This window comes from Pseudomonas baltica, assembly GCF_031880315.1.
Lineage (GTDB): Bacteria > Pseudomonadota > Gammaproteobacteria > Pseudomonadales > Pseudomonadaceae > Aquipseudomonas.
Genome location: NZ_CP134771.1, coordinates 655,101 through 677,265 on the forward strand (window position 1 = coordinate 655,101; position 22,165 = coordinate 677,265).

Consider the following 22,165-nt stretch of genomic DNA (forward strand, 5'->3'; position numbering starts at 1 on the left):
GCGCCTGCAAGGGCCCTTTCGCGGGCAAGCCTTGCTCCCACAGGTGCACGCCCGTGGGAGCAAGGCTTGCCCGCGAAGGGGCCGGTAGCAACACCGCTATCCCAAGCCTTATTCGGAGACAATCACCATGCCCCATCCACCGCAACTCCGTATCCCTGCCACCTACCTGCGTGGCGGTACCAGCAAGGGGGTGTTCTTCAAGCTCGAAGACCTGCCCGCTGCGGCCCAGGTACACGGCCCCGCCCGCGACGCGCTGCTGTTGCGAGTCATCGGCAGCCCCGACCCCTATGCCAAGCAGATCGACGGCATGGGCGGCGCTACCTCCAGCACCAGCAAGACGGTGATCATCTCGCGCAGCCAGCGCCCCGGCTTCGACGTCGATTACCAATTCGGCCAGGTGTCCATCGATTCGGCCTTCGTCGACTGGAGCGGCAATTGCGGCAATCTCTCTGCTGCGGTGGGTCCGTTCGCCATCGCCAACGGCCTGATCGACCCTGAACGCATCCCCGAAAACGGCATCGCCACTGTCCGTATCTGGCAGGTCAACATCGCCAAGACCATCATCGCCCATGTGCCGATCACCGCCGGGCAGGTCCAGGAAACCGGTGATTTCGAGCTCGACGGCGTGACTTTCCCGGCCGCCGAAGTGCAGCTGGAATTTCTCGACCCGGCCGCCGATGAAGGCGACGGCGGCGGCGGCGGCGCCATGTTCCCTACCGGCAACCTGGTCGATGACCTTGAAGTCCCGGGCGTGGGCACCTTCCGCGCGACCCTGATCGACGCTGGCATCCCGACCATCTTCATCGACGCGCAGGCGCTGGGCTACACCGGTACCGAGCTGCAGGACGCAATCAACAGCGACCCCAAGGCCCTGGCCATGTTCGAGACCGTGCGGGCCTATGGCGCCCTGCGCATGGGGCTGATCAAGCACCTGGACGAAGCCGTCACCCGCCAGCACACGCCCAAGGTCGCGTTCGTCGCGCCACCCGCGAACTATGTCGCCTCCAGTGGCAAGGCCGTGGCGGCGAGTGACATCGACCTGTTGGTTCGGGCGCTGTCCATGGGCAAGCTGCATCACGCGATGATGGGCACGGCGGCTGTGGCCATCGGCACGGCGGCGGCGATTCCGGGCACGCTGGTCAACCTCGCCGCCGGGGGAGTCGAGCGCACGGCGGTGCGCTTCGGTCATCCGTCCGGCACCCTGCGCGTCGGCGCCGAGGCCCGGCTCGAGAAGGGCCAGTGGGTGGTAACCAAGGCGATCATGAGCCGTAGCGCGCGGGTGTTGATGGAAGGCTGGGTGCGAATTCCGGGCTGATCCGCTGCCTTCTCGCTACAGAGTAACGCTGTCAAGAGAGCGTCGGCAGCCAGCCTACTGCCGGGCTATCGAAACGAACCAGTGCGGCCCCGTTCTCTTGTTGCTTTCAGGGCGTGTTGCGGGAAAGTCTTCGCCGCATGTTCCGCCCCTTCGCCAACACTACAGACAACTCAATACCCCTGCTCCTTCAAGATTTCCGCCACCGACCGCGTCGCCGGGCGCTTGTAGAACTTCAGCAACTCGCTGGCACGGTTGGTGAAGATGCCGTCGGCACCGGCCTCCATGACTTTCTTGTAATCCACCGGATCATCCACCGTGTACACGTGCACGAGCAGGCCTTTGTCGTGGGTGAGTTTATTCATCCAGGGTTGCACCAGGTCCATGTAGCTCTGGTCGCCGCCTTGAGTGAGGGCCGCCGAGGGGCCGGTGCCGGCAGCGCCGTTGGCCTTGGCAAAGTCGATCCAGCGCTCGAACTCGGCGTGGTCCTTGGGTTGTTGCTGGGCGTAATAGGCGGCCTTGGTCTGGCCTGTGGTGGCATCGAAAGCCTTGTCCGACGCCGGCTCCATACCGCCCTCGCCGACCCACAGCAGCAGAATCTTCGGCACCTTGTGCATGTACTGATCGAGCAGCGTCAGGCTGTTGCGCTCGAAGGTCTGCAGGATCAGGTGATGACCGCTGGCGACATCGCCATTGGCGGTGATCCAGCCGCGCTGCTGGAGCTTGGCGTGAAGGTCTTTTTCGATCCCCGGAAACAGCTGCGGTGCCTTGGTCTCGATGTACAGGCCGGGGCGATGCTGCGGGGTCTGCTCGGCGATATCGATGATCTCGTCGAGAGTGAGAATCTTCAGCCCCGCGTAGCTGGCGCGCGCACGTTGCGGATAGGCCTGGTTGAACCAGCTGCCGGCATCCAGGGTGCGCAGCTCGGCCAGCGTGAACTGACTGACGGGCTGGTCCTTGCGCTCGGGAAACTTCTGGCCGATATCGGTGGTGCGCTTGAGGTTGGTGTCGTGCAGCGCGATCAACTGGCCGTCGCGGGTACGCTGCAGGTCCATTTCCAGGTAATCGGCACCCAGCTCGCGAGCCAGCAGATAGGACGCGCGGGTCGATTCCGGCGCATCGAACGACGCCCCACGGTGGGCGATCACGGCCGGCCAGGGAATGCCTGCCGCCTTGGCCAGCGCCTCGCCCGGTGATGGCGCGGCGTACACGGTGGTGGTAGCGAGGGCCAGCGACAACGCGCTGATCAATAGGGTTTTGTGCCAGCTGGACAATAGCGACGCTCCTGCGTGGGTAGTTTTTGTGGTTCGAGGACGACCATAGTCGGTGCCGAAGATTACAGACAAATGTACCCAGGGTAATCCGGGGAAACATCCTGAAACAGCGTGGGCAAGCAGCCCACTTGCAGTTGCCGTTAGGATGCGCAAATACGAATGATATGCATCTGTATATTCTGGATTTCAGACGCTCAGGGCTTCGAGCCGAGCATCCATCGGCCCCCTCGCAGCGCCTTCGTATGACCCCTACCCTGCCATCACTCAAGGATCTGCCCAATGCGTCACCTGCCCAAAACACTGCTCGCCGCTGCCCTCGGCGTATTCATCAGCGCCAATGCCTGCGCCCATGGCCTGTGGACCGAAGAACGCCGCGGTCATATCGAGGTGGTGTTCGGCGATGGCGCCGAAGATGACGCCTACCAGGCCGAACAGGTCAAAAGCGCCTGGGCCTATGACCCGGCCGGCAAGGCAATCGCCGTGAGCATCGATCCCCAGGCCGACCACGCCCGACTCAAACCCGCGAGCGAGGCTGCCACCCTGTTCGTGGTCATGGACGGCGGCCTGTGGGCGCAAAAACCGGACAAGACCTGGGTCGCGCAGGGCAAGCGCGATGTCCCTGGCGCCCTCGATGCCCTGCGCAGCGTGCGCTACAGCCTGGCCATCCATGAGGAGAAAGCCAAGATCGTAGTGCCCAAGGACGTACACTTCGTGATCGTGCCTCAGGTCGATCCGCTGCACGTCGGCGTGGGCAAAGAGTTGCCTGTGCAGGTGCTGCTCGACGGCAAGCCGGTCAAGGACGTGTCGCTGATGGGTGATTTTCGCGGCGCACCGCACACCGTGTCGGCCAAGACCGACGCCGAAGGCCGCGCGTCCATCCCGGTGCGCAACGACGGACTCAACATCATCGCCGCCTATACCTCGCAGGAGGTGGCCAAGGATGCCGATGTCAACAAGAACAGCTACTTCACTTCGTTGACCTTCATCGGTACGCCCGAGCACGAGTGATACCGGCTTTTGCTGCAGCGTGGAGGCTTGCCCCCTCGCTGCATCAGGTAGCGATAACGGCTGCCTTTCGCCGACTGTCCAGCGCCGCATTACCGTGGCATAGTTCGCCTTGCACACCCGATGCCCGGCCCAGACGCCGTGCACTACAGAGCTAACAAACGCCACAGGTGCCCGCATGTCGATCTACACGCAAGGCCTGGCCAAAGGGCCAGTCAATCACGTGGCCCTCACCCCGCTCAGTTTCATCGAGCGAACCGCCCACACCTACCCCGATCACCTCGCGGTCATTCATGGCTCGCTACGCCGTACCTGGGCGCAGACCTACGCGCGCTGCCGGCGCCTGGCCGCTGCCCTCGCCACCCACGGCATCGGCCCTGGCGACACCGTGGCGACCATGCTGCCGAACATCCCGCCGATGCTCGAAGCGCATTTCGGCGTGCCCATGCTGGGTGCGGTACTCAATACCCTCAACATCCGCCTCGACGCTACGGCCATCGCCTATATGCTGCGCCACGGCGAAGCCAAGGCATTGCTGGTCGACCGCGAGTTCGCCACAGTGATCCGCGCCGCGTTGGCCCAGCTCGACAACCCACCGCTGGTGATCGACGTCAACGACCCTGAATACCCCCAAGGCGAGCCCGTATCGGACCTCGACTACGAAGCGCTGCTGGAAAGCGGCGACCCCGATTTCGCCTGGGCCTGGCCTGCGGACGAATGGGATGCCATCTCGCTCAACTACACCTCCGGCACCACGGGCAACCCCAAGGGCGTGGTCTATCACCACCGCGGCGCGTTCCTCAACGCCGTCGGCAACCAAATGGCATGGGGCATGGCGCACCATCCGGTGTACCTGTGGACCTTGCCGATGTTCCACTGCAACGGTTGGTGCTACCCCTGGACCATCACCGCCCAGGCCGGCACCCACGTGTTTTTGCGCAGGGTCGACCCGGTCAAGATCATCGAGTTGATCCGCGAACACCGCGTCAGCCACTTCTGCGGTGCGCCGGTGGTGCTCAACGCACTGGCCAATGCGCCGGACACCACGCCCTTCGAGCACCCTGTGGCAGTCATGACGGCGGGTGCGGCGCCACCGGCGCGGGTGATCGCCTCGGTCGAAGCCATGAACGTGCAGGTCACCCACGCCTATGGCCTGACCGAAACCTACGGCCCGGTGACCGTCTGCGCCTGGCACTCGGACTGGGACCAACACAGCGCCGATGAACGCGCCCGCCTCAAGGCCCGTCAGGGCGTGCGCTATGCGACCCTCGAAGGGCTGATGGTCGCCGATGCCGACACAGGCCTCGCCGTGCCCCAGGACGGCAAAACCCTCGGCGAGATTTTCATGCGCGGCAACACGGTGATGAAAGGCTACCTGGGCAACGAGCAAGCCACGGCCGAGGCCTTCGCCGGCGACTGGTTCCATACCGGCGACCTGGCCGTGTGGCACCCGGATGGCTACGTCGAGGTCCGCGACCGGCTCAAGGACATCATCATCTCCGGCGGCGAGAACATCTCTACCATCGAGGTCGAGAGCGTGCTCTACCGTCACCCGGCGGTGCTGGAAGCGGCCGTGGTCGCGCGCCCAGACGACAAATGGGGCGAAACGCCCTGCGCGTTCGTCACCCTCAAGGACAACCACAGCGCCACCGCCGAGCAGATCATTCTCTTCGTGCGCGAACACCTGGCCAGCTTCAAGGCGCCGAAAACCGTGGTGTTCACCGTGCTGCCAAAAACCTCCACCGGCAAGATCCAGAAGTACGTGCTGCGCGAGGAGGCCAAGAAGCTGCAATAAACCAAGTGGCGTTGCGGTGGCAATCCGCGGGCCGTGGCGGTAACCATCTACCCCTTGAGAAAGCTGGCTCGGCCCTAGGCTCGGCGTCCCTTTCTCAAGCGGTACACCGACATGAGCGCCACCGGCCCCCTGGAACAACTCGAAGCCCTGGATCAAGCGCTGCATGCCCAGTGGGCAAGCACCCAGTCCCTGAGCAAGCTCGTTGCCAAACGCATCGCCGACCGGCTGCCGAGGCTGGATACCACCACGCTGCACATCGGCCTGCGGACCCTGCCCGAGGCGGTGATCGCCCGACTCAATGGCGAGCTGCAAGACGATGCGACGATCCTGCAGGCTGACGGCACCCCATTACCCGAACCCAGTCACCAACACCTGCTCGACGGTATCAGGCAATTGGCCGGCCAACTGCCGTTCACTGCCGTGGACCATGCCGTCGGCTTCTGGAAAACCGCGCGCTGGCCAGGCACGCAGTTGACCGCACTGCAAGGCCTGGCTGCGGAGCTGCAACAGCGTTGGCGCGTGCAACTGGAACTGCGCCGTGAAGATCACACCCTGGAACCCGACAGCATCGCGCTGATGCACCGGGCGCTGGCAGGCACTACCGATGGCGTTTGGATCAAACAACTGCACCTGACGACCGAGACTGAGCTATCCGGGACACAGCTCTGCGGGCCTGAGCAATCGAGCCTGGCCCTGCCGGGGATCTTCGTCATCGGTGACGACAGCGCCCCGGCCATCTTGCTGCACAGCCTGGCGTTCGGCTTCGAACGCTTCGCGTCCTTGGCCCGCCTCGAACGCGAGTTCAGCGAACGCCTGGACGACCCACGTCAAGGCGGCGCCCTGCTGGCGCCGTTGACCACCGCCCAACGTCACCAGGCCTATCAGGCCGATGCCCTGACGTTCGAAACTCTCCAGGGCGCACTGGCCATAACCATCGCCCGCGACCTGCGCGAATGGCATCTGCGCCAACTGCGTCAGGCCTGGGATAATCGGCCGTCGAACGCCGACCTGGCGACCCTCGAACAGCACCTCAATAAAAGCTCGGACCTGGCGCAGCTGCTGCATCGCCGTGGCGCACTGCAAACGCGCTATGCCTTGTTGCTGGCCCGGCACATGCTCCCCTGGTTCAAGAACACCGCCGAAGCGCACAAGATCGATGCCATGCAGGCCATTCGCGAGTTGATCCTGGCCATGACCCTGGCGCGCACCCCGGCACTGCCCAGCGTCAATCGGTTCAGCCAGCGCAAAGAATTGCTGCGCTACGCCGCTACCCAACTGCGCCAACGCATCCGTATCGAATTGGCTATCGACGTCGACCCCCATCATGTGATGATCGCCACCACCAAAGCGGTGCGTACCGGCGCCCTCCTGCATCCACTGCAACCCAGTAGCTACATCGCCGGCGTACTGCGAGACAAGACAGGAGAGTCGGTCAGCCTCATCACGCACCGCCGCAGCCTGGCGGTCCTGGCGCTCGAGAATGTCAGCCTGCTCGACCTTGATTTTATCCTGACGGCGCGGGTCACCATCGACGGCGCACCCGCCCCGCGCGGGCTGACCGCTGGCCGGGTGAAAACCCTCGTGCGCCAGCTCAGCCTGGGCAGTACCTACGCGGAGTTTCTGGAGCAACGGCTGCTGCGTGACAGCGATGCGCAATGGCGGCGCGAGCGCTACCGTCATCTGGCCCTGGCGCGCATGCGCTATGAAGCCTACAAGGGCAATGCCAGCGGGCGATTTCTCGCCCATCCACAGCAACGGGGCTTCGCCTGGGCCTGCGCCGTGCTGAATCACCCGGTTGCCCACCAACGCCAGTCGCTGCAACGGTCCGAGCAACTGGCGGTCAATCAACTGCTGGTTCAAGAGGCAACCCTCAACGGGGTGCTGGTCATCACCGCGACGCAGCCGCATGCGCCGTCCAATGTCGTGGTCTACACGCCTGCCGCTCCCGATCGGCGCAGTTGGCGCGAGTTCGCCAGCCGTGCGGAATTTTTACGCGCGTTCGCCAGCACGCCGATCCTGCTGGATTATCTGGTCAACAGGGCCAGCCTGGGCGAGCAAGCACGAGTCAGACGAACCCTGAGCAATACCAGCGGGGGCGCCAACGTGAGATTGGCCGCCATCGATGGCGACTTCATCGAGCGCTGCTATGACGCTGAAGTCCGGCAGGTGCTCGCCGATGTCCGGGCCCAGGCCATCAGCACCCTGAGACTGGAGGCCACCGCCTTTACCCAGGCCGGGCTCTCGGTCCTCGAGATGATGGCCAGCCTGGCCCCGGCGCCGGTACCGCTGCAAGTGGCACTGGCGCGGGCGCTTGGCACCCTGTGGGAGGGCCTGGAGAACCGCCACGATCGCGATATCGCCCTGCAGCACTTCATGAGCAGCATCACTTATCTGGGCGATGTCGGCATCAGCCTGGCGGGCTCACCCACATTTGCCAGGTCCTTCCGCAATCTGCCATTGCAACCGCCTTCGGTGCTCAACAGCGTCATGGCCGTGCCGCGGGAAAATACCCGTCTGCGTTACCGCATCGACGGCATCTATCGCGAGGGGGTGTATGAAACCCTCGGCGAAGACGGTGCCGCTGCCGAATACCTGATAGAAGACCGCGCCGGGCGGCGCTACAAGATCGAATTCGACGGCGACTACTGGCACATCATCGATGCCCGGAACCCCGAAGCGAATCATCCCCCGCAAGTGCGCAAGAACGCGGCAGGCCACTACGAAATCGTCTCGGATCTGTATTGGCAAGGCACCCAGCCGGATCTGCGCAGACTACTCACCGAGGCGCGATTGCAACCCGCCCCCGAGGGTCTGAACGTCAATCGCCGGGGCATGGCAACACGGGACCATCAGCGATTCGTGCAACTGGGAGAGCGCTTCTACGAGGTGCGTAAAAGCCTGGTACGGGGGCGCTACCGACTGCTATTAGCGCAAAGCGGTGATGTATTGCGCCCCGCGACGGTGTTGTTGCGGCGCGACCCAAATGATCGACGCTGGCAGATCATGGTCAAGCAGACAGGCATCAGCAGTCCTTGGCTGGAGCTGCCGTGAATGGCCGCGCATACCCTCAGAACCTGGGCAGAAGAAGACTGATGCGAGTCCCGGGGCCGACCTACCCTGGATGCCACTCACCCTTATTGGCAAACCACAAGCTAGTTGTTCTGCGAGCTGTGCCTAGCCCGTGGCCTCAATATGCTGCTTGGCACCGAATCATTACGGTTCATCTGCAACCCCACCGAGGTGAGCACCATGGTTGATCAACATCAAGCAAAAAGACCGGGGGATCTCAACCCGGTGTTCAACAACGGCAAAGTCACGCTCGACCATACGGGTGCCGACGGTTACCTGGTCTGGCTCGAATTGACTGCCCAAGGCAACATACTGGTGCTCTCGCGTCGCTCCGGCGTTCAGCAAGGCTACTACCTCTCCCGATTCACCCCCCAAGGCACGCTGGACACATCATTCGGGGACACAAAGGGATTCTTTCTGTTCGAGGACCCCGTCTTCCTGGATCTCGACCAATTTCACCAATTGGACGATGGATCGTTTCTGGTGACGGGCGGCGGGCATGCCGACCAGTTATCGATTACGCGCTTCCACGCGCATGGCGCTTTGGACACCGCCTATGGCGTAGGCGGGCACGCCATCGTCCGGGTGTCCGATCTGAACATCGAAGGCCGTAAGGACCCTCGTATTCTGGTAAGCAGTCCAGACCTGGGGCTCACCACTGATCAGCAAAAGCGCCTACCGCCGAAGTCCGCAACGGTGTACAGCGCCGCTGACAGCCTAGGCGCATACTTAGTGTTTACCGTGACATGGGGCGATTTTGAACAACTGAACGCGGTCGTTGTACGAATCGACGGGTCAGGTGAGCTCGACAGAGCGTTCAATAAAACCGGTTACGTAGTGGAGACATTGGCAGGGTCCGGCATCACCTACAACGTCGCCAGACAGGCAGTACTACAGACGAGAGGTCAGCAAAGCGAACTCGTCATACTTGTTCAGGAAGCACTGAAGATCGTCGATCCACTCGAAGGCAACTACTTCATGCTGCGGTACGACGTGACAGGCCAGCGCCACTTTGACTTCGGCGGTTGCGGTAACGACCAGGGATTGGTGCGCATAGACTGGCAAGATTTTTTTATCGTCTACAGCTTATGGGCCGGCGAAGATGGTGCTCTGAAAGTGATAGGCAGTACGTTCGACGATGACAATTTCATCGGGGCGGTTCGCGGATATACCGATCAAGGAAAACAAGATCTTTCCTTCTATGGAGGACAGTTGCTGCTGACCGAGATCGAGCCAGGATACGGCAATTGGCATAGAGGTATCTTTTACACAGAGAAGGGGGAAACCCGAATGGTCCTGTCCGGCCCCATCCCGTCTCGAAGACTCATCGGCATCGCACGCCTGCTCGGCGATGGCCAGTTCGATAAGAACTTTGGAGAAGACGGAAAAGCAGCTTTCGACAGGTCCGCCGGCCCCACTACCACATCGCATATCCAGCTTTTGTCAGATAAAGACATCATCCTCGGTGATAGAAACGATATCTGGTGGCTCAAAGGCGGTGAGCCCCAATAACACCCGGCGATAAGGATGCTACGCACTCTCCCGAGTCGGCAGATCCTGAATCGAATGCGACACCACCAGCCGCCCTTCGGGTAACCGCAGGGCGGCTGGTCACGTCACTCCCGCAGGGCATTCACCGCGCCCGCAAATGCTGCACATAGCGATCGCCCAAATACTGAATCCCGCACACCAGCACGATCAGCATGGCGATCACGCACAGCATCACCTGGGTGTCATAGCGTTGATAGCCGTAGCGAATCGCCAGATCGCCCAAACCACCCGCACCAATGGCACCGGCCATGGCCGAGGCGCCGATCATCGCCACCAAGGTGATCGTGAAGCCGCCAATGATGCCCGGCAACGCTTCGGGCAGCAGCACATTGAAGATGATATGTCGGCGCTCGCATCCCAAGGCCTGGGCTGCCTCGATCACCCCACCGCCCACTTCACGCAAGCTGACTTCGGCGATGCGCGCGAAAAATGGCGTGGCGCTCAGGGTGATAGGCACCACCGCCGCCCAGACTCCAATGGTGGTGCCCGTCAACAAGCGTGTCAGCGGGATCAGCGCCACCAGCAAGATGATGAACGGCGTGGCCCGAAAGCCGTTGACGATGCCGCCCAGTACCCGGTTGAGGGTCGGTGCCTCGAAGATCGCCCCGCGGGCCGTGGTGATCAGCACCATGGCCAAGGCAATGCCGGCGAACCACACCAGTACGCCGGAGATACCGACCATGGTCAGGGTATCGACAAAGGCCTTCCACAACGCTTTAAGCATGAATTCAGACATGACCGATCACCTTGGCGCTGCTGAACAGCCCGGTTTTTTCCAGAAAGGCCGCGACACGGCTGGCCGGCGCCACGGTAGAAATCAGCAACCGTCCCTGCGCGCGGCCCTGGATCCGATCGATACCGCCATGCAGCAACTCGACCTGGCCACCCAGTGCCTGGCCGATGGCGAACACATCAGGTTCGCGCGCACTCTGGCCATCGAAGATCAGCTCCAGCACGGTCGCACCGCTGCCATCGCTGGCCTGCAAACGCGCCGCCAGGTCGCTTGGCAATTGTGTTGACAGTGGCGCCAGCAACGCTCGGGTGGCTTCGGCCTGAGGTTGGCCGAAGATCTTCCACACCGGGCCCTGCTCCACCACGCGGCCCTGCTCCAGCACCACGACGTGGTCGCAGATCTGCCGGATGACCGCCATCTCGTGGGTGATCAGCACCAGGGTCAGGCCCAGGCGCTGGTTGATTTCCTTGAGCAGCGCGAGCACTGATTGGGTGGTCTCCGGGTCCAGCGCGCTGGTGGCCTCGTCGCACAAAAGGATCTGCGGTTCGAGCATCAGCGCCCGGGCAATGCCCACGCGCTGCTTCTGGCCGCCGGACAACCGCGATGGGTAGACCTTCTCCTTGCCCTCCAGGCCGACCAGCGCCAGCAGTTCGCGAGCGCGTTGTTCGATCACCGCGCGGCCGATGCCCGCGGCTTTGAGTGGCAGCGCGAGGTTTTCCAGCACAGTCTGCGAAGAGAGCAGATTGAAGTGCTGGAAGATCATCCCGATGCGCCGGCGCAACGCCACCAGCTCCTTGCCGTGCAAAGTGCCGATGTCGACACCGTCGATGCTGACGCTGCCCTCGGTCGGCTCCTCCAGGCGATTGAGCATGCGAATCAGGCTCGACTTGCCGGCGCCGCTGCGGCCGATAACACCGAAGATCGCCCCGCGTCGAATGCTCAGGTCAACCCCGGTCAGGGCTGTGACCGCGCCGCTGCCGGCCTGATAGGTCTTGCCCAGCTGGGTGATCTGCACATGCACCTGAGCGGCGTCCGGCACCGGCTCAGCCACAAGCGTCAATGGACGCAGTGGCACCACCTGGCTCATCGCGAAGCCTCTTTGGCATCATCGAGCCAGCCCAGCGAGTAGAGTTTCGGGTTGCCGTAGGACTTTTCGATGGCCGCGCGCACTTCAGGGTCGTTCTGGAAAATCTGCACAAACTCCTTGATGGCCGGGTTATCGAGGTTCTTGCGTGCTACTACGAAACGCAGTGCATACAGGTGATCGCCCGGAGCGTTCTGGCTGAACAGCAATGCGTTGTTCGGGTCCTTGCCGGCGGCCAGCATGTGCGACGGATAGCTCTGAGCGATGGTGACGTCATCCACCACGCGTGCCAGTTGCGGGCCGGGCAGCTCGATGAATTTCAGGTGTCTGGGATTGCCGGTGATGTCTTGCAGACCTGCTTTAGGCCCGGCATCGGCGCGCAGGGTGATCAAGCCGGCCTGCTCGTACAGGTGCAGGCCCCGGCCCTGATTGACTGGATCGTCGGCCACTGCAACGGTGTCGCCATCCTTGACCTCGTCGAAAGATTTGACCTTGTTGGAGTACAGCCCGACGCGGTTTTCCACGCCCAGGCCGATCGGCACAAGATCGAAGCCGTTCTGCTTGTTGGCGTTATCCAGAAAGGGTTGATGCTGGAAGTAGTTGACGTCGATATCACCGTTGTTGAGCGCGATGTTCGGCGTGTTCCAGTCGCTGAACGACACCAGTTCAACGTCAAGGCCCTTGGCAGCGGCGCGCTTGGCGGCCACCTCGAGCGCGACGTTCTGCGGGCTGTCGTTGATGCCGATACGGATGTGCTGAGTGGGCTGGGCGGCGAAGCTCGCCAGCGGTGTCAGCAACACGGAAAACAACAGAGAGTGACGCAAAACGGACCTGATCGACACGGCAAAGCTCCTGAAGGAAGCGATCTCCGGTAGTCCGGTCGAGGCAGGGATTTAGGCTAGGAGCACTAACGTTATACGAATAAGCGCAGAGGTTTAAATACTCTAATGGAATATAAATATGCCTGTAGCGGGGGGCTTGCCCCCGATTCGGCATGCTCTACGCATTGATGGCGCCGGTACGATTTTCGCGGGCAAGCCCCCTCGCTACATTCAAACCAATGCCGCGCCGCGCTGCCGGGCGAGCTTGGGATTGAGCGCGGTATTGAGCGCATCGCCAAGCAGATTCAACGCCAGTACCGTGAGCATGATCGCCGCCCCAGGCAACGCGGTCATATAAGGCGCGGTACGCAACGCCTCGCGCCCCACACCAACCATGCTTCCCCAGCTCACATGGTTAGGATCGCCCAACCCCAGAAACGCCAGACCCGCCTCGGACAATATCGCGTTGGCCACCAGCAGCGCGGTGCTGACGATGATCGGCGTCAGCGCGTTAGGCAGAATCTCCAGCACCATCAAGCGCAACGGCGATGCCCCGAGCGCCTCGGCGGCGCGCACGAACTCGCGCTCGCGCAACACCAGGAACTCGCCACGGGTCAGGCGCGCGATGCCCGTCCAGGACGTCACGCCCAAGGCGAACACCAGGGTTGCCAACGACGGTTGCAGCACCGCCACCAGGATGATCGCCAGCAAAAACGCCGGGATGGTCTGGAAAAACTCGGTGATGCGCATCAGCGCTGCATCCACCTTGCCGCGATAGAAACCGGCCAAGGCACCGATCACGATACCGATGCTCAAGGCGATCAAGGCCGCCACCCCGCCCACCAGCAACGACACCTGCGCGCCGTGCAACAGCCCGGCCAGCAGGTCACGACCCATGAGGTCGGTGCCGAGCGGCAAATCGCCGTCCTCCCCCGGTGCAAGATACGGCGCCCCGACCATCTCGAGCGGATCGCCGGGGAACCACAGGCTCGCGCTCAGCGCGGCGCCTGCGACCAGCAGCAACATGATCCCGCCGACCCAGGCCGAGGGTTGCCGTGCCAGATTGCGTAACAGCTGTTTCATGGCTCATGCCTCACTCGTGGATCGAGCACGCGATACAGCAGGTCGACCAGCAGATTCAACAGCACCACCAGCACCGCACTGAACAGCAGGATGCCGAGCAGCACATTGAGGTCGCGATTGGTAATGGCATCGAACGACAACTGCCCCAGCCCCGGCCAGGCGAATACGCTTTCGACCACGATACTGCCACCGAGCAAGGCACTGCTCTGCAAGCCGAACATGGTCACCACCGGCAGCATGGCGTTGCGCAGGGCATGCCGCCAGACGATCCGCGGGCCACGGTTGCCCTTGGCGCGTGCGGTGCGGATGAAATCCTCTTGCAGGGTCTCGATCATCGAAGCCCGCGACAGCCGCGCAAACACCGCCAGGTAATACAACGCCAGGGTCGACGCCGGCAGTACCAGGTGCCGCGCGCGGTCCAGCCACAGCGCCGCACCGTGGCGGTCGACGCCGATTTCCTCGATGCCCGAGACCGGCAGCCAGTCCAGCTGCACGCCGAACAGCACGATGAGCATCAGCGCAGTCCAGAACATCGGCGCGCTGTAGCCCAGGGTCGACAGGCTCGACAACACAGTGTCGAGCCAGCCATGGGGGCGCTGCGCCGAGGCGATACCGAACAGCACCCCGAAGACCACCGCCAAGGTCAGCGCCGCGCCCACCAGCGCCAGGGTCGCCGGCAAGCGCCCGAGGATCAGGCCTAGCACCGATTCGTTGTAGCGAAACGAATGGCCGAGATCCAGGTGCGCCAGTTGCCACAGATAGTGCCCCAGCTGGGTCAGCAGACCGCTGTCCAGCCCATAGGCGGCGCGCAGTTGCGCCATGTATTCAGGGGTGGCCGAGCCGCTCTGCACGGCGATGACATCCACCAGATCGCCGGGCACGGCCTTGAGCAGAAAGAAATTCAGCACCGCCGTGGCCAACACCGTCAACACGATCAACGGCAGGCGGCGCAATACCAGGTTCAGCATGGCTGTGTCACCGGGTCAGGTCCTGCGCAGGACGCCGGCAAAGGCGCCCCGCGGCCAGGAGGTATTACTGGGCGCCGGCCTTGGGAGCGAGCCAGACGTGGGCGAAGTTGCTTTGCGAGTGATCGTAGGTGTCGGTGACGTTGCGCAACTGGCGATCCCAGATGCCGAACCACCGGAACTCGAACTGCACGATCTGCGACAGATCACGCTGCGCCAGCTCCTGCACCTTGTTGTAGTCGAGCACGCGCTTGGCCGGATCGAGCTGGGTCTGGGCATCTTCCAGAGCCGCGTCCATCTCCGGGTTGGCGTAGCCGGTGGCGTTCAACCACGGGGTGCCTTTGCTCTCGGACCTGGACCAGAAATGCTGCTCGACACCCAGTTGCGGATCCTGCCAGTTGGCGCCCCAGGAGCTGACCAGCTGGAAGTTGTAATCGGTGAACACGTTCTTGGTCCAGGTGGCCAGGTCGAGGCTGCGCAGGGTCACGTCGATACCGACCTTGCGCAGTGCCTGGCGGACAAACTCGCCGGTGCGCTTGTAGTCATCGCCATAAGGGATGTAGTCGTGGTTGAGCTTGAACCGCCAGCCGTCGGCCTGCCGTGGGAAGCCCGCCGCATCGAGCAGCCGTTCGGCCTCGGCAGGGTCGTAGTTGTACTGCTGGGTGTCCTTGTCATAAAACCCCTTGAGCAACGACGACACCGGCCCGGTGGCAGGTACCGCATAGCCATTCCACACGGTCTTGACCAGTGCCTGGCGGTCGATCGCGTGGGCGATGGCCTGACGCACCTGCAGCTTGCCGAGGATCGGATCGCGCAGGTTGGGCATCAACCAGAACCACGAGGCGAAGCCGTTGTAGCCGTCGGTGGAAACTTCCAGATCAGGCAGCTTGGCCAGGCGCTTGGCGTCGGCGAAGGTTACCGGGTTGCGCTCGCCGTATTGCACGTCGCCGGTTTCGAACGCGGTGGCGCGGCCGGCGACATCGGGGATGATCTTCCACACGATACCGTCCAGATACGGCTTGCCGGCTTCCCAGTAGTGCTCGTTGCGGGTCAGGCTGATAAAGCTGCCGCGCTGCCATTCCTTGAACACGAACGGCCCGGTACCCACCGGCTTGTTGTTGTACGGGTTGTTGAGGATGTCGGTGCCTTCGTACAGGTGTTTGGGCAGAATCGGCGCGCTGACCACGTCCAGGGCGTTGACCAGCACCGGCGCCGGCTTGGACAGGTGCAGGACCACGGTGAGGTCGTCCGGGGTATCTACCGACGTCAGGTTCTGGAAGATCCGCCGCGCGGTGGGAGCGTATTTTTTCCAGATCACTTCAGCACTGAACTTGACGTCGGCGGCGGTGAACGCCTGGCCGTCATGCCATTGCACATTGGGCCGCAGCTTGAAGGTAACAGTCAGGCCGTCAGGGGAGATGTCCAGGCTCTGGGCCAGTTGTGGACGCGGCTTCAAGTCCGGCCCGTAGTCGAACAGGCCGTCGAAGATCTTGCTCGCCACGGCGCGGGTCGGCGTGGCGGTATTGATGAAAAACGCCAGGGTCGGCGGCTCGGGCTGGATCACCGCCTTGAGCACGCCGCCGCGCTGGGCGCCCTGCTCGCTGGCCGCAGCGTTGCCGTTAGCGGGCGCAGTGTCGGCGGCAAATGCCGTGGCACTCAACAACAAGCTGCCAGCCAGCACCGCGTTGGCCACCATCGCGAATGCGCGGCGGGGCACCAATGAAAGGTCGTGCATGAGGTTGTTTCCTTGAGAGCGCCTCTATAGCGCTTGAGCGGCGGACACTGCCGCGGGCCGGGACAGGGATTGCCAGCTCGCCTCGGGCCGACAGCTCGGCACCGCCTCGATCAGGCTCTGGGTATACGGGTGTTGCGGGTGCTGCCAGACCTGCTGGTGATCGCCGCTTTCGACGATGCGCCCGGCGTTCATCACCAGCACCTGATCGGCGAAGTAGCGCACCACCGCCAGGTCGTGAGAAATGAACAAGTAGGCCAGGTTGAACTGCGCCTTGAGCTCGACCAGCAGATTGAGGATCTGTGCCTGCACCGAGACGTCCAGCGCCGACACCGGCTCGTCGCAGATCAACAGTTGCGGCTCCAGCAGCAGCGCCCGGGCGATGCCGATGCGCTGGCGCTGGCCGCCGGAGAACTCATGGGGGTAGCGCGCCAGGGCGCTGCTCGGCAGGCCGACGGCATCGAGCATGCGAGCGGCGCGTTGCTGGCGTTCGCGGCGATCGCCCACGGCATGGATGCGCAGCGCAGTGTCGAGCAAGGTCGCCACCGTCTGGCGCGGGTTGAGCGAAGCGTAAGGGTCCTGAAAGACCATCTGCACCCGGCGGCGGAACGGCTTGAGCGCGCGCCCGTGCAGCGCGGTAATGTCCTCGCCGTCGAGCACGATCTGCCCGCCGGCGCTGTCCACCAGGCGCATGATCGCCCGCGACAGGCTCGACTTGCCGCACCCTGACTCGCCTACCAACCCGACGGTCTGGCCGCCACGCACCTCGAAACTGACGCCGCGCACCGCCTCGACGCGCTGGCCATGGGGCGCGCTGTAGTGAACCTTGAGGTCGCGCACCTGCAACAACGGCTGACGGCCGATCGGCAACAACTGTACGGGCTCAGGGGTGAAGCCCTGAAACAGCACCTGGCCTTGAGCATCTTCGCGCACGCGGATCTCGCTCAGACGGTTGTCGCGGTAATGGCCCTTGCCGCCGTCGTGCATCGACGCCTGCAACAGACCGGCGGCATAGGGGTGCAACGGCGGCTGCGGGTGGGCCGCGAACAAGCGCTCGGTGCTGGCCTGCTCGACCTTGCGCCCACCGTGCATGACCACCACGCGGTCGGCCCACTGCCCCACTACGCCCAGGTCGTGGGTGATGAGGAGCAGGCCCATGCCCAATTCGGCACGCAGCTCATCAAGCAAAGCGAGTATCTGTGCTTGCAGGGTGACATCCAGGGCGGTGGTCGGCTCGTCGGCGATCAGCAGGCGCGGTTTGCAAGCGATGGCTGCGGCGATCATCACCCGTTGCCGCTGACCGCCAGACAGCTGATGGGGATAGTCGAGCAACCGCTTGTGCGCTTCAGGCAGCTTGACCCGATCAAGCAAGGTCAGAGCCTCGGCCAGCGCTGCCTGGTGGGTCATGCCGCGATGCAGCACCAAGGTTTCGGCGACCTGCTGGCCGATGCTCTGCAGCGGGTTGAGCGAGGTCATGGGCTCCTGAAAGATCATCGACAGCGCATCGCCACGCAACTGGCTCATGTGCTTGTCCGAAAGGCCGAGCAGCTCGCGGCCCTCGAACAGCAGTTGCCCTTTGACCTCGGCGTATTTGGGCAGCAGGCGCATCAGCGCCATTGCGGTGCTGGACTTGCCGCAGCCGGATTCGCCCACCAACGCCAGGGTCTGCCCAGCCTCGAGGGTGAAGTCCAGATCACGGACCACGGCCTGGCCGGCGAAGCTGACCTGCAGACCGCGGACATCCAGCAGCGCTGTCATGAACGGGCCACTTTGGCGTTGTCGGCCGAAGCAGGCGCCTGACGCCAGCGCGCGCCGCTGTGCTCGGCGGGCAAACGATCGCCCTGGCCGAACAGCTTGTGGCGCAGGCTGCCCTGGGCGTATTCGGTCTTGTACAGGCCGCGGGCCTGCAACACCGGGATCACCAGGTCGATGAAGTCTTCGTAGCTTTCCGGGGTCACGGTGCGGGTCAGGTTGAAGCCGTCCAGGCCGGTGTCTTCGATCCAGGCCTGCAACGCATCCGCCACTTGCTCGGGGTCACCGACCAGTGCCGGGTAGCGGCCACCCAAGGCGTTCTCTTCAAGGATGCGGCGTACCGTCCAGTCGTTGTTGCGGGTCAGGGTCTTGACCGCCGACTCGATGGCATTGTTTTTCTCATAGCGGATCGGCTCGTCCAGTGCATAGCGCGACAGGTCGATGCCAGTGGACGCGGCATAGTGCGCCAGGCCCGCCTCGGGATTGGCATAACGCAGGTATTCGGCGTGTTTCTCGCGGGCCAGGGCCTCGGTGGCGCCGACCACCACGCTGATGCCCATGAACACCTTGACCGCCTGGGGGTCACGGCCGGCCTTGCGCGCGCTGTCGCGAATGGTGTCGACCGCGACTTTGACTGCCGCACGGCTCTGGCCACTGATGAACACGCACTCGGCATGCTCGCCAGCGAAACGCTGGCCACGGGGCGAAGAGCCGGCCTGGAACAATACCGGGGTGCGCTGCACCGAGGGCTCGCACAAGTGATAGCCCTCGACCTGATAGAACTCGCCACGGTGCTCGACCTTGTGCACCTTGCCGGGCTGGGCATAGACGCGGCGTTCGCGGTCCTTGACCACGGCGTCGTCTTCCCAGCTGCCTTCCCAGAGTTTGTACAGCACCTCGAGGTATTCATCGGCCTGATCGTAGCGTCGGTCGTGCTCGACCTGGGCCGGGCGGCCCATGGCAGTGGCGGCGCTTTCCAGATAACCGGTGACGATGTTCCAGCCGATGCGGCCGCGGGTCAGATGATCGAGGGTCGACATGCGCCGGGCGAACAGATACGGCGCGTCGTAGCTGAGGTTGGCAGTCAGGCCGAAGCCCAGGTGGCGGGTCACCGCGGCCATGGCCGAGACCAGCAGCAAGGGATCGTTGACCGGCAGCTGGATGCTCTCCTTGAGCGTCAGGTCGATGCCCTGCTGGTAGACGTCATAGACCCCGACGATATCGGCAATGAACAGCCCGTCGAACAGCCCGCGCTCCAGGGTCTTGGCCAGGTCGGTCCAGTATTCGAGGGTGTTGTATTCGGTCGACCGGTCCCGCGGATGGGTCCACAGGCCGTGATTGATGTGCCCCACGCAGTTCATGTTGAAGGCGTTGAGCAGGATCTGTTTGTGTGCCATGGAGTGATCTCTTGGTGGCGCGAGCAGCCTGCGCAGTCAGATGTAGCCTTTGCGCGGCGGCAGTTGCTGATTGAGGTGGAAGTTGCCGATGGCGTGGTACTTCCAGCGCACCGGGTCGTGCAGGGTGTGCACGCGGGCGTTGCGCCAGTGGCGATCCAGGCCGTGCTCGCTGAGGGACGCGCGGGCGCCACCCAGTTCGATCAACTTGCTGCCGGCAGCCAGCGATACTTCCGTGCTCAAGGCCCGGGCGGCGGCCACCGCCAAGGATGCGTGGGCAACATTCGCGGCATCGGGCGCGTGCAGCGTGGCATCGACGGCGGTGCCTGCGCGTTCGAGCAAGGCTTCGGCGGCGTGCAGCCGGATCGCCAGGCGGCCGATCTCGCTGATGGTCAGTGGGTCGTCGCTGGCCTTGTCGACGCCGGAATCCGGCCACGGCCGTGCGTGTTCACGCACGAAGCGCAGGGTGTCTTCATAAGCGGCGCGGGCGATGCCGGTGTCGATGGCGGCATGCATCAATTGTGCGTGCGGGCCGACGCTGGTCGGGCGATCGAACGACGCCTGAAACGGCACGATGTCGCGCGCTTGCACGTAAACGTTGTCGAGCACCACAGAGCCGCTGCCGGTGGTGCGCTGGCCGAAGCCGGACCAGTCGTCGACGATGCTCAGCCCTTGGGTATCGCGATCGATGAAGACCATCTGCTGCACACCCTGCTCGTCCACCGCCGAGGTCGGAATCCGCTGGGCATACAAAGCCCCGGTGGCGTAGAACTTGCGGCCGTTGATGCGATAACCCTCACCGTCGCGGGTCAACGCAGTGGTACGAATCTGCGAGGTGCTGGTGCCCAGCTCGGCCAGCGCGTTGCCGAAGCGCGCACCGGCCAGCACTTCGGCGAACAAGCGCTGCTGCTGGGCCAGGCTGCCGTTGACGCGCAACACTTGCAGTGCATAAAAATGGTTCTGCGGAATCTGCCCCAGCGAGCCATCGGCCTGGGCAATCCGCGCGATCACCTTGGCCAGCGTCACGCTGCTGACCTCGGCACCGCCAAAGGCTCGCGGCACGGTGATGCCCCATAGCCCGGAGCGAGAAAACGCCTCCAGTTCGGTATGCGGCAAGCGGCGCTCGCGATCACGCAGCGCAGCGTCAAGGCTGAACTGCTGCGCCAATACCTCGGCCGCAGCGAGGGCCTGGGCATCATTCTCGATCAGCACAACGCGCCCTGTAGCGAGGGGGCTGGCTCCCGACGAAGATGTACCTGATTGCAAGGGTGCGTTCATGGGCTCAGATCCAGGAGTGGCGCGCAGGCAATGCGCCGTTGAGGTAGTAATTACCGACGGCGTGCACCTTCCAGCGCACTGGGTCATGGAGGGTATGGGTGCGGGCGTTGCGCCAATGGCGATCGAGGTTGAACTCGGCCAGGGTGGCGCGGCTGCCGGCCAGCTCGAAGAGTTTTTCGCTGGCCTGCAGGGCGATCTCGGTGGTCAGCACCTTGGCCTCGGCCACCGCGATCGAAGCTCGCGCAGCGCTGGCATCATCCAGTGGCTGCGCGGCGACTTCATCGAGCGTGCGGCCAGCCCGCTCGAGCAGGGCGTCAGCGGCCAGCAGTTCGATCTGCAACTTGCCGACCTCAGCGATCACAAAGGGCTCCATCCGCGCGTGCTCGACCTGCGCGTCATGCCAGGGCCGCGACTTGTCGCGCACGAAAGCGATGGCATCGGCCACCGCGGCATGGGCGATGCCTGCGTCGATGGCGGCCTGAATCAACTGCGAGAACGCGCCCTGGATATTCGCCATCTGCGCCAGATGCCCGCTATGGATGACCCGCTCGGCAGGCACCACCACGTCGTCGAGTAACACGGTGCCGCTGGCGGTGGTGCGCTGGCCGAAACCGGACCAGTCATCGACGATGCGCAGGCCAGGGCTGCCGCGCTCGACGAACGCCATCACCGCCTGGCCGTTCTCGTCCAGCGCCTTGACACTGACCCAATGGGCGAACAAGGCGCCGGTGGAATAGAATTTTTCGCCCTTGATGCGGTAGCTGCCATCGGCCTGGCGCTGTGCAGTGGCGCGCAGGTCGAGGGTATGTCTAGTGCCCCGCTCCGGGCCGCCGTTACCGATGCGCCGGCCTTCGAGGATGCTCTGGAACAACGCCTGCTGTTGCGCGGGCTCGGCCACATGACGCAGCACACTGAGCACCCCGAAGTGATTCTGCGGGATCTGCCCCAGCGCCGGGTCGGCCTGGCAGATGATCTTGAATACTTCGGCGACGGTCACATAGCTGACCTCGGCGCCGCCGTACGCACGAGGGACGGTGATGCCGCCCAGACCGCTGGCGGTGAAGCGCTCAAGCTCGGCCCAGGGCAGCCGTCGCTCGCGATCACGCAAGGCCGCATCACGGCTCGCGTACTCGGCGAACTCGCGGGCCGCCTGTAGGGCTTCGGCGTCGGTGGCGATCACATGGGCGGGGAACACAGCCGGAGCGGTGTCTGCCGGGAGCTGCGCGGAAAAGGTAGTCACACGGGCCTCGCTTCATTGGCGTAGGCCGGAACTGCGGGCAGGTCCGGTCATCGTTTGAAATGCTGTTTTGCTAGAAC

16 protein-coding genes are annotated in these 22,165 nt (G+C 63.7%); 5 read left to right on the forward strand and 11 right to left on the reverse strand.

The annotated features are described in order from the left end of the window. Positions 1–127: 127 nt before the first annotated feature. A complete protein-coding gene (prpF, locus tag REH34_RS02955; RefSeq protein ID WP_311970687.1) occupies positions 128–1,315 on the forward strand; it encodes a 2-methylaconitate cis-trans isomerase PrpF in 1,188 nt (395 codons plus the stop codon). Between the two features lie 170 nt (positions 1,316–1,485). Here prpF and REH34_RS02960 read toward each other — a convergent pair whose 3' ends face one another. Next, positions 1,486–2,586, reverse strand: a complete 1,101-nt coding sequence (locus REH34_RS02960; protein ID WP_409373236.1) for a glycerophosphodiester phosphodiesterase — start codon at positions 2,584–2,586, stop codon at positions 1,486–1,488. Positions 2,587–2,865: 279 nt separating this feature from the next. On the opposite strand from REH34_RS02960, the gene REH34_RS02965 reads away from it, so the two are divergent. The 4 genes from REH34_RS02965 (at position 2,866) to REH34_RS02980 (ending at position 9,967) form a co-directional block, all read left to right on the forward strand. Further along, complete coding sequence (locus REH34_RS02965) at positions 2,866–3,594, forward strand: DUF4198 domain-containing protein (RefSeq protein ID WP_311970688.1); 729 nt, start codon at positions 2,866–2,868, stop codon at positions 3,592–3,594. Positions 3,595–3,769: 175 nt separating this feature from the next. Beyond that, entirely contained in the window at positions 3,770–5,386 is a 1,617-nt protein-coding gene (locus REH34_RS02970; protein ID WP_311970690.1) for an acyl-CoA synthetase, read from the forward strand. A gap of 111 nt (positions 5,387–5,497) precedes the next feature. Then, positions 5,498–8,437 (forward strand): DUF6543 domain-containing protein, encoded by a 2,940-nt coding sequence (locus REH34_RS02975; protein WP_311970691.1) that lies wholly within the window; start codon positions 5,498–5,500, stop codon positions 8,435–8,437. A gap of 198 nt (positions 8,438–8,635) precedes the next feature. Beyond that, positions 8,636–9,967, forward strand: a complete 1,332-nt coding sequence (locus REH34_RS02980; RefSeq protein WP_311970692.1) for a hypothetical protein — start codon at positions 8,636–8,638, stop codon at positions 9,965–9,967. A 121-nt stretch (positions 9,968–10,088) separates the two neighbouring features. Here REH34_RS02980 and REH34_RS02985 read toward each other — a convergent pair whose 3' ends face one another. The 10 genes from REH34_RS02985 to REH34_RS03030 all read right to left on the reverse strand — a co-directional run bounded on the left by REH34_RS02985 (position 10,089) and on the right by REH34_RS03030 (position 22,088). Beyond that, complete coding sequence (locus tag REH34_RS02985; RefSeq protein WP_226504758.1) at positions 10,089–10,742, reverse strand: methionine ABC transporter permease; 654 nt, start codon at positions 10,740–10,742, stop codon at positions 10,089–10,091. Continuing rightward, positions 10,735–11,826, reverse strand: coding sequence for an ATP-binding cassette domain-containing protein (locus tag REH34_RS02990; protein ID WP_311970694.1), 1,092 nt, complete (start codon positions 11,824–11,826; stop codon positions 10,735–10,737). The genes REH34_RS02985 and REH34_RS02990 overlap by 8 nt, the downstream gene beginning before the upstream one ends. After that, positions 11,823–12,665, reverse strand: coding sequence for a MetQ/NlpA family ABC transporter substrate-binding protein (locus REH34_RS02995; protein ID WP_226504760.1), 843 nt, complete (start codon positions 12,663–12,665; stop codon positions 11,823–11,825). The genes REH34_RS02990 and REH34_RS02995 overlap by 4 nt, the downstream gene beginning before the upstream one ends. 210 nt (positions 12,666–12,875) lie before the next feature. Next, the gene (locus REH34_RS03000; protein WP_311970695.1) at positions 12,876–13,727 is read right to left on the reverse strand and encodes an ABC transporter permease; all 852 of its coding nucleotides are present in this window, start codon (positions 13,725–13,727) and stop codon (positions 12,876–12,878) included. Then, complete coding sequence (locus REH34_RS03005) at positions 13,724–14,695, reverse strand: ABC transporter permease (RefSeq protein WP_311970696.1); 972 nt, start codon at positions 14,693–14,695, stop codon at positions 13,724–13,726. Before REH34_RS03005 ends, REH34_RS03000 begins: the two co-directional genes overlap by 4 nt. Before the next feature lie 64 nt (positions 14,696–14,759). Further along, a complete protein-coding gene (locus tag REH34_RS03010) occupies positions 14,760–16,427 on the reverse strand; it encodes an ABC transporter substrate-binding protein (protein WP_311970697.1) in 1,668 nt (555 codons plus the stop codon). Positions 16,428–16,451: 24 nt separating this feature from the next. Continuing rightward, the gene (locus REH34_RS03015; RefSeq protein ID WP_311970698.1) at positions 16,452–18,182 is read right to left on the reverse strand and encodes an ABC transporter ATP-binding protein; all 1,731 of its coding nucleotides are present in this window, start codon (positions 18,180–18,182) and stop codon (positions 16,452–16,454) included. After that, on the reverse strand, positions 18,179–19,573 hold the full coding sequence (locus tag REH34_RS03020; protein ID WP_311970700.1) for an LLM class flavin-dependent oxidoreductase: 1,395 nt from the start codon (positions 19,571–19,573) through the stop codon (positions 18,179–18,181). The genes REH34_RS03015 and REH34_RS03020 overlap by 4 nt, the downstream gene beginning before the upstream one ends. A gap of 36 nt (positions 19,574–19,609) precedes the next feature. After that, complete coding sequence (locus REH34_RS03025; RefSeq protein WP_311970701.1) at positions 19,610–20,848, reverse strand: SfnB family sulfur acquisition oxidoreductase; 1,239 nt, start codon at positions 20,846–20,848, stop codon at positions 19,610–19,612. A gap of 4 nt (positions 20,849–20,852) precedes the next feature. Then, positions 20,853–22,088 (reverse strand): SfnB family sulfur acquisition oxidoreductase, encoded by a 1,236-nt coding sequence (locus REH34_RS03030; RefSeq protein WP_311970702.1) that lies wholly within the window; start codon positions 22,086–22,088, stop codon positions 20,853–20,855. Positions 22,089–22,165 lie beyond the last annotated feature (77 nt).

Coding starts and splice junctions, on each gene's coding strand:
- REH34_RS02985 (WP_226504758.1), bottom strand. CDS start 10,742: ATGTCTGAATTCATGCTTAAAGCGTTGTGGAAGGCCTTTGTCGATACC.
- REH34_RS03020 (WP_311970700.1), bottom strand. CDS start 19,573: ATGGCACACAAACAGATCCTGCTCAACGCCTTCAACATGAACTGCGTG.
- REH34_RS03005 (WP_311970696.1), bottom strand. CDS start 14,695: ATGCTGAACCTGGTATTGCGCCGCCTGCCGTTGATCGTGTTGACGGTG.
- REH34_RS03025 (WP_311970701.1), bottom strand. CDS start 20,848: ATGAACGCACCCTTGCAATCAGGTACATCTTCGTCGGGAGCCAGCCCC.
- REH34_RS02990 (WP_311970694.1), bottom strand. CDS start 11,826: ATGAGCCAGGTGGTGCCACTGCGTCCATTGACGCTTGTGGCTGAGCCG.
- REH34_RS02970 (WP_311970690.1), top strand. CDS start 3,770: ATGTCGATCTACACGCAAGGCCTGGCCAAAGGGCCAGTCAATCACGTG.
- REH34_RS03000 (WP_311970695.1), bottom strand. CDS start 13,727: ATGAAACAGCTGTTACGCAATCTGGCACGGCAACCCTCGGCCTGGGTC.
- prpF (WP_311970687.1), top strand. CDS start 128: ATGCCCCATCCACCGCAACTCCGTATCCCTGCCACCTACCTGCGTGGC.
- REH34_RS03010 (WP_311970697.1), bottom strand. CDS start 16,427: ATGCACGACCTTTCATTGGTGCCCCGCCGCGCATTCGCGATGGTGGCC.
- REH34_RS02980 (WP_311970692.1), top strand. CDS start 8,636: ATGGTTGATCAACATCAAGCAAAAAGACCGGGGGATCTCAACCCGGTG.
- REH34_RS03015 (WP_311970698.1), bottom strand. CDS start 18,182: ATGACAGCGCTGCTGGATGTCCGCGGTCTGCAGGTCAGCTTCGCCGGC.
- REH34_RS02975 (WP_311970691.1), top strand. CDS start 5,498: ATGAGCGCCACCGGCCCCCTGGAACAACTCGAAGCCCTGGATCAAGCG.
- REH34_RS02965 (WP_311970688.1), top strand. CDS start 2,866: ATGCGTCACCTGCCCAAAACACTGCTCGCCGCTGCCCTCGGCGTATTC.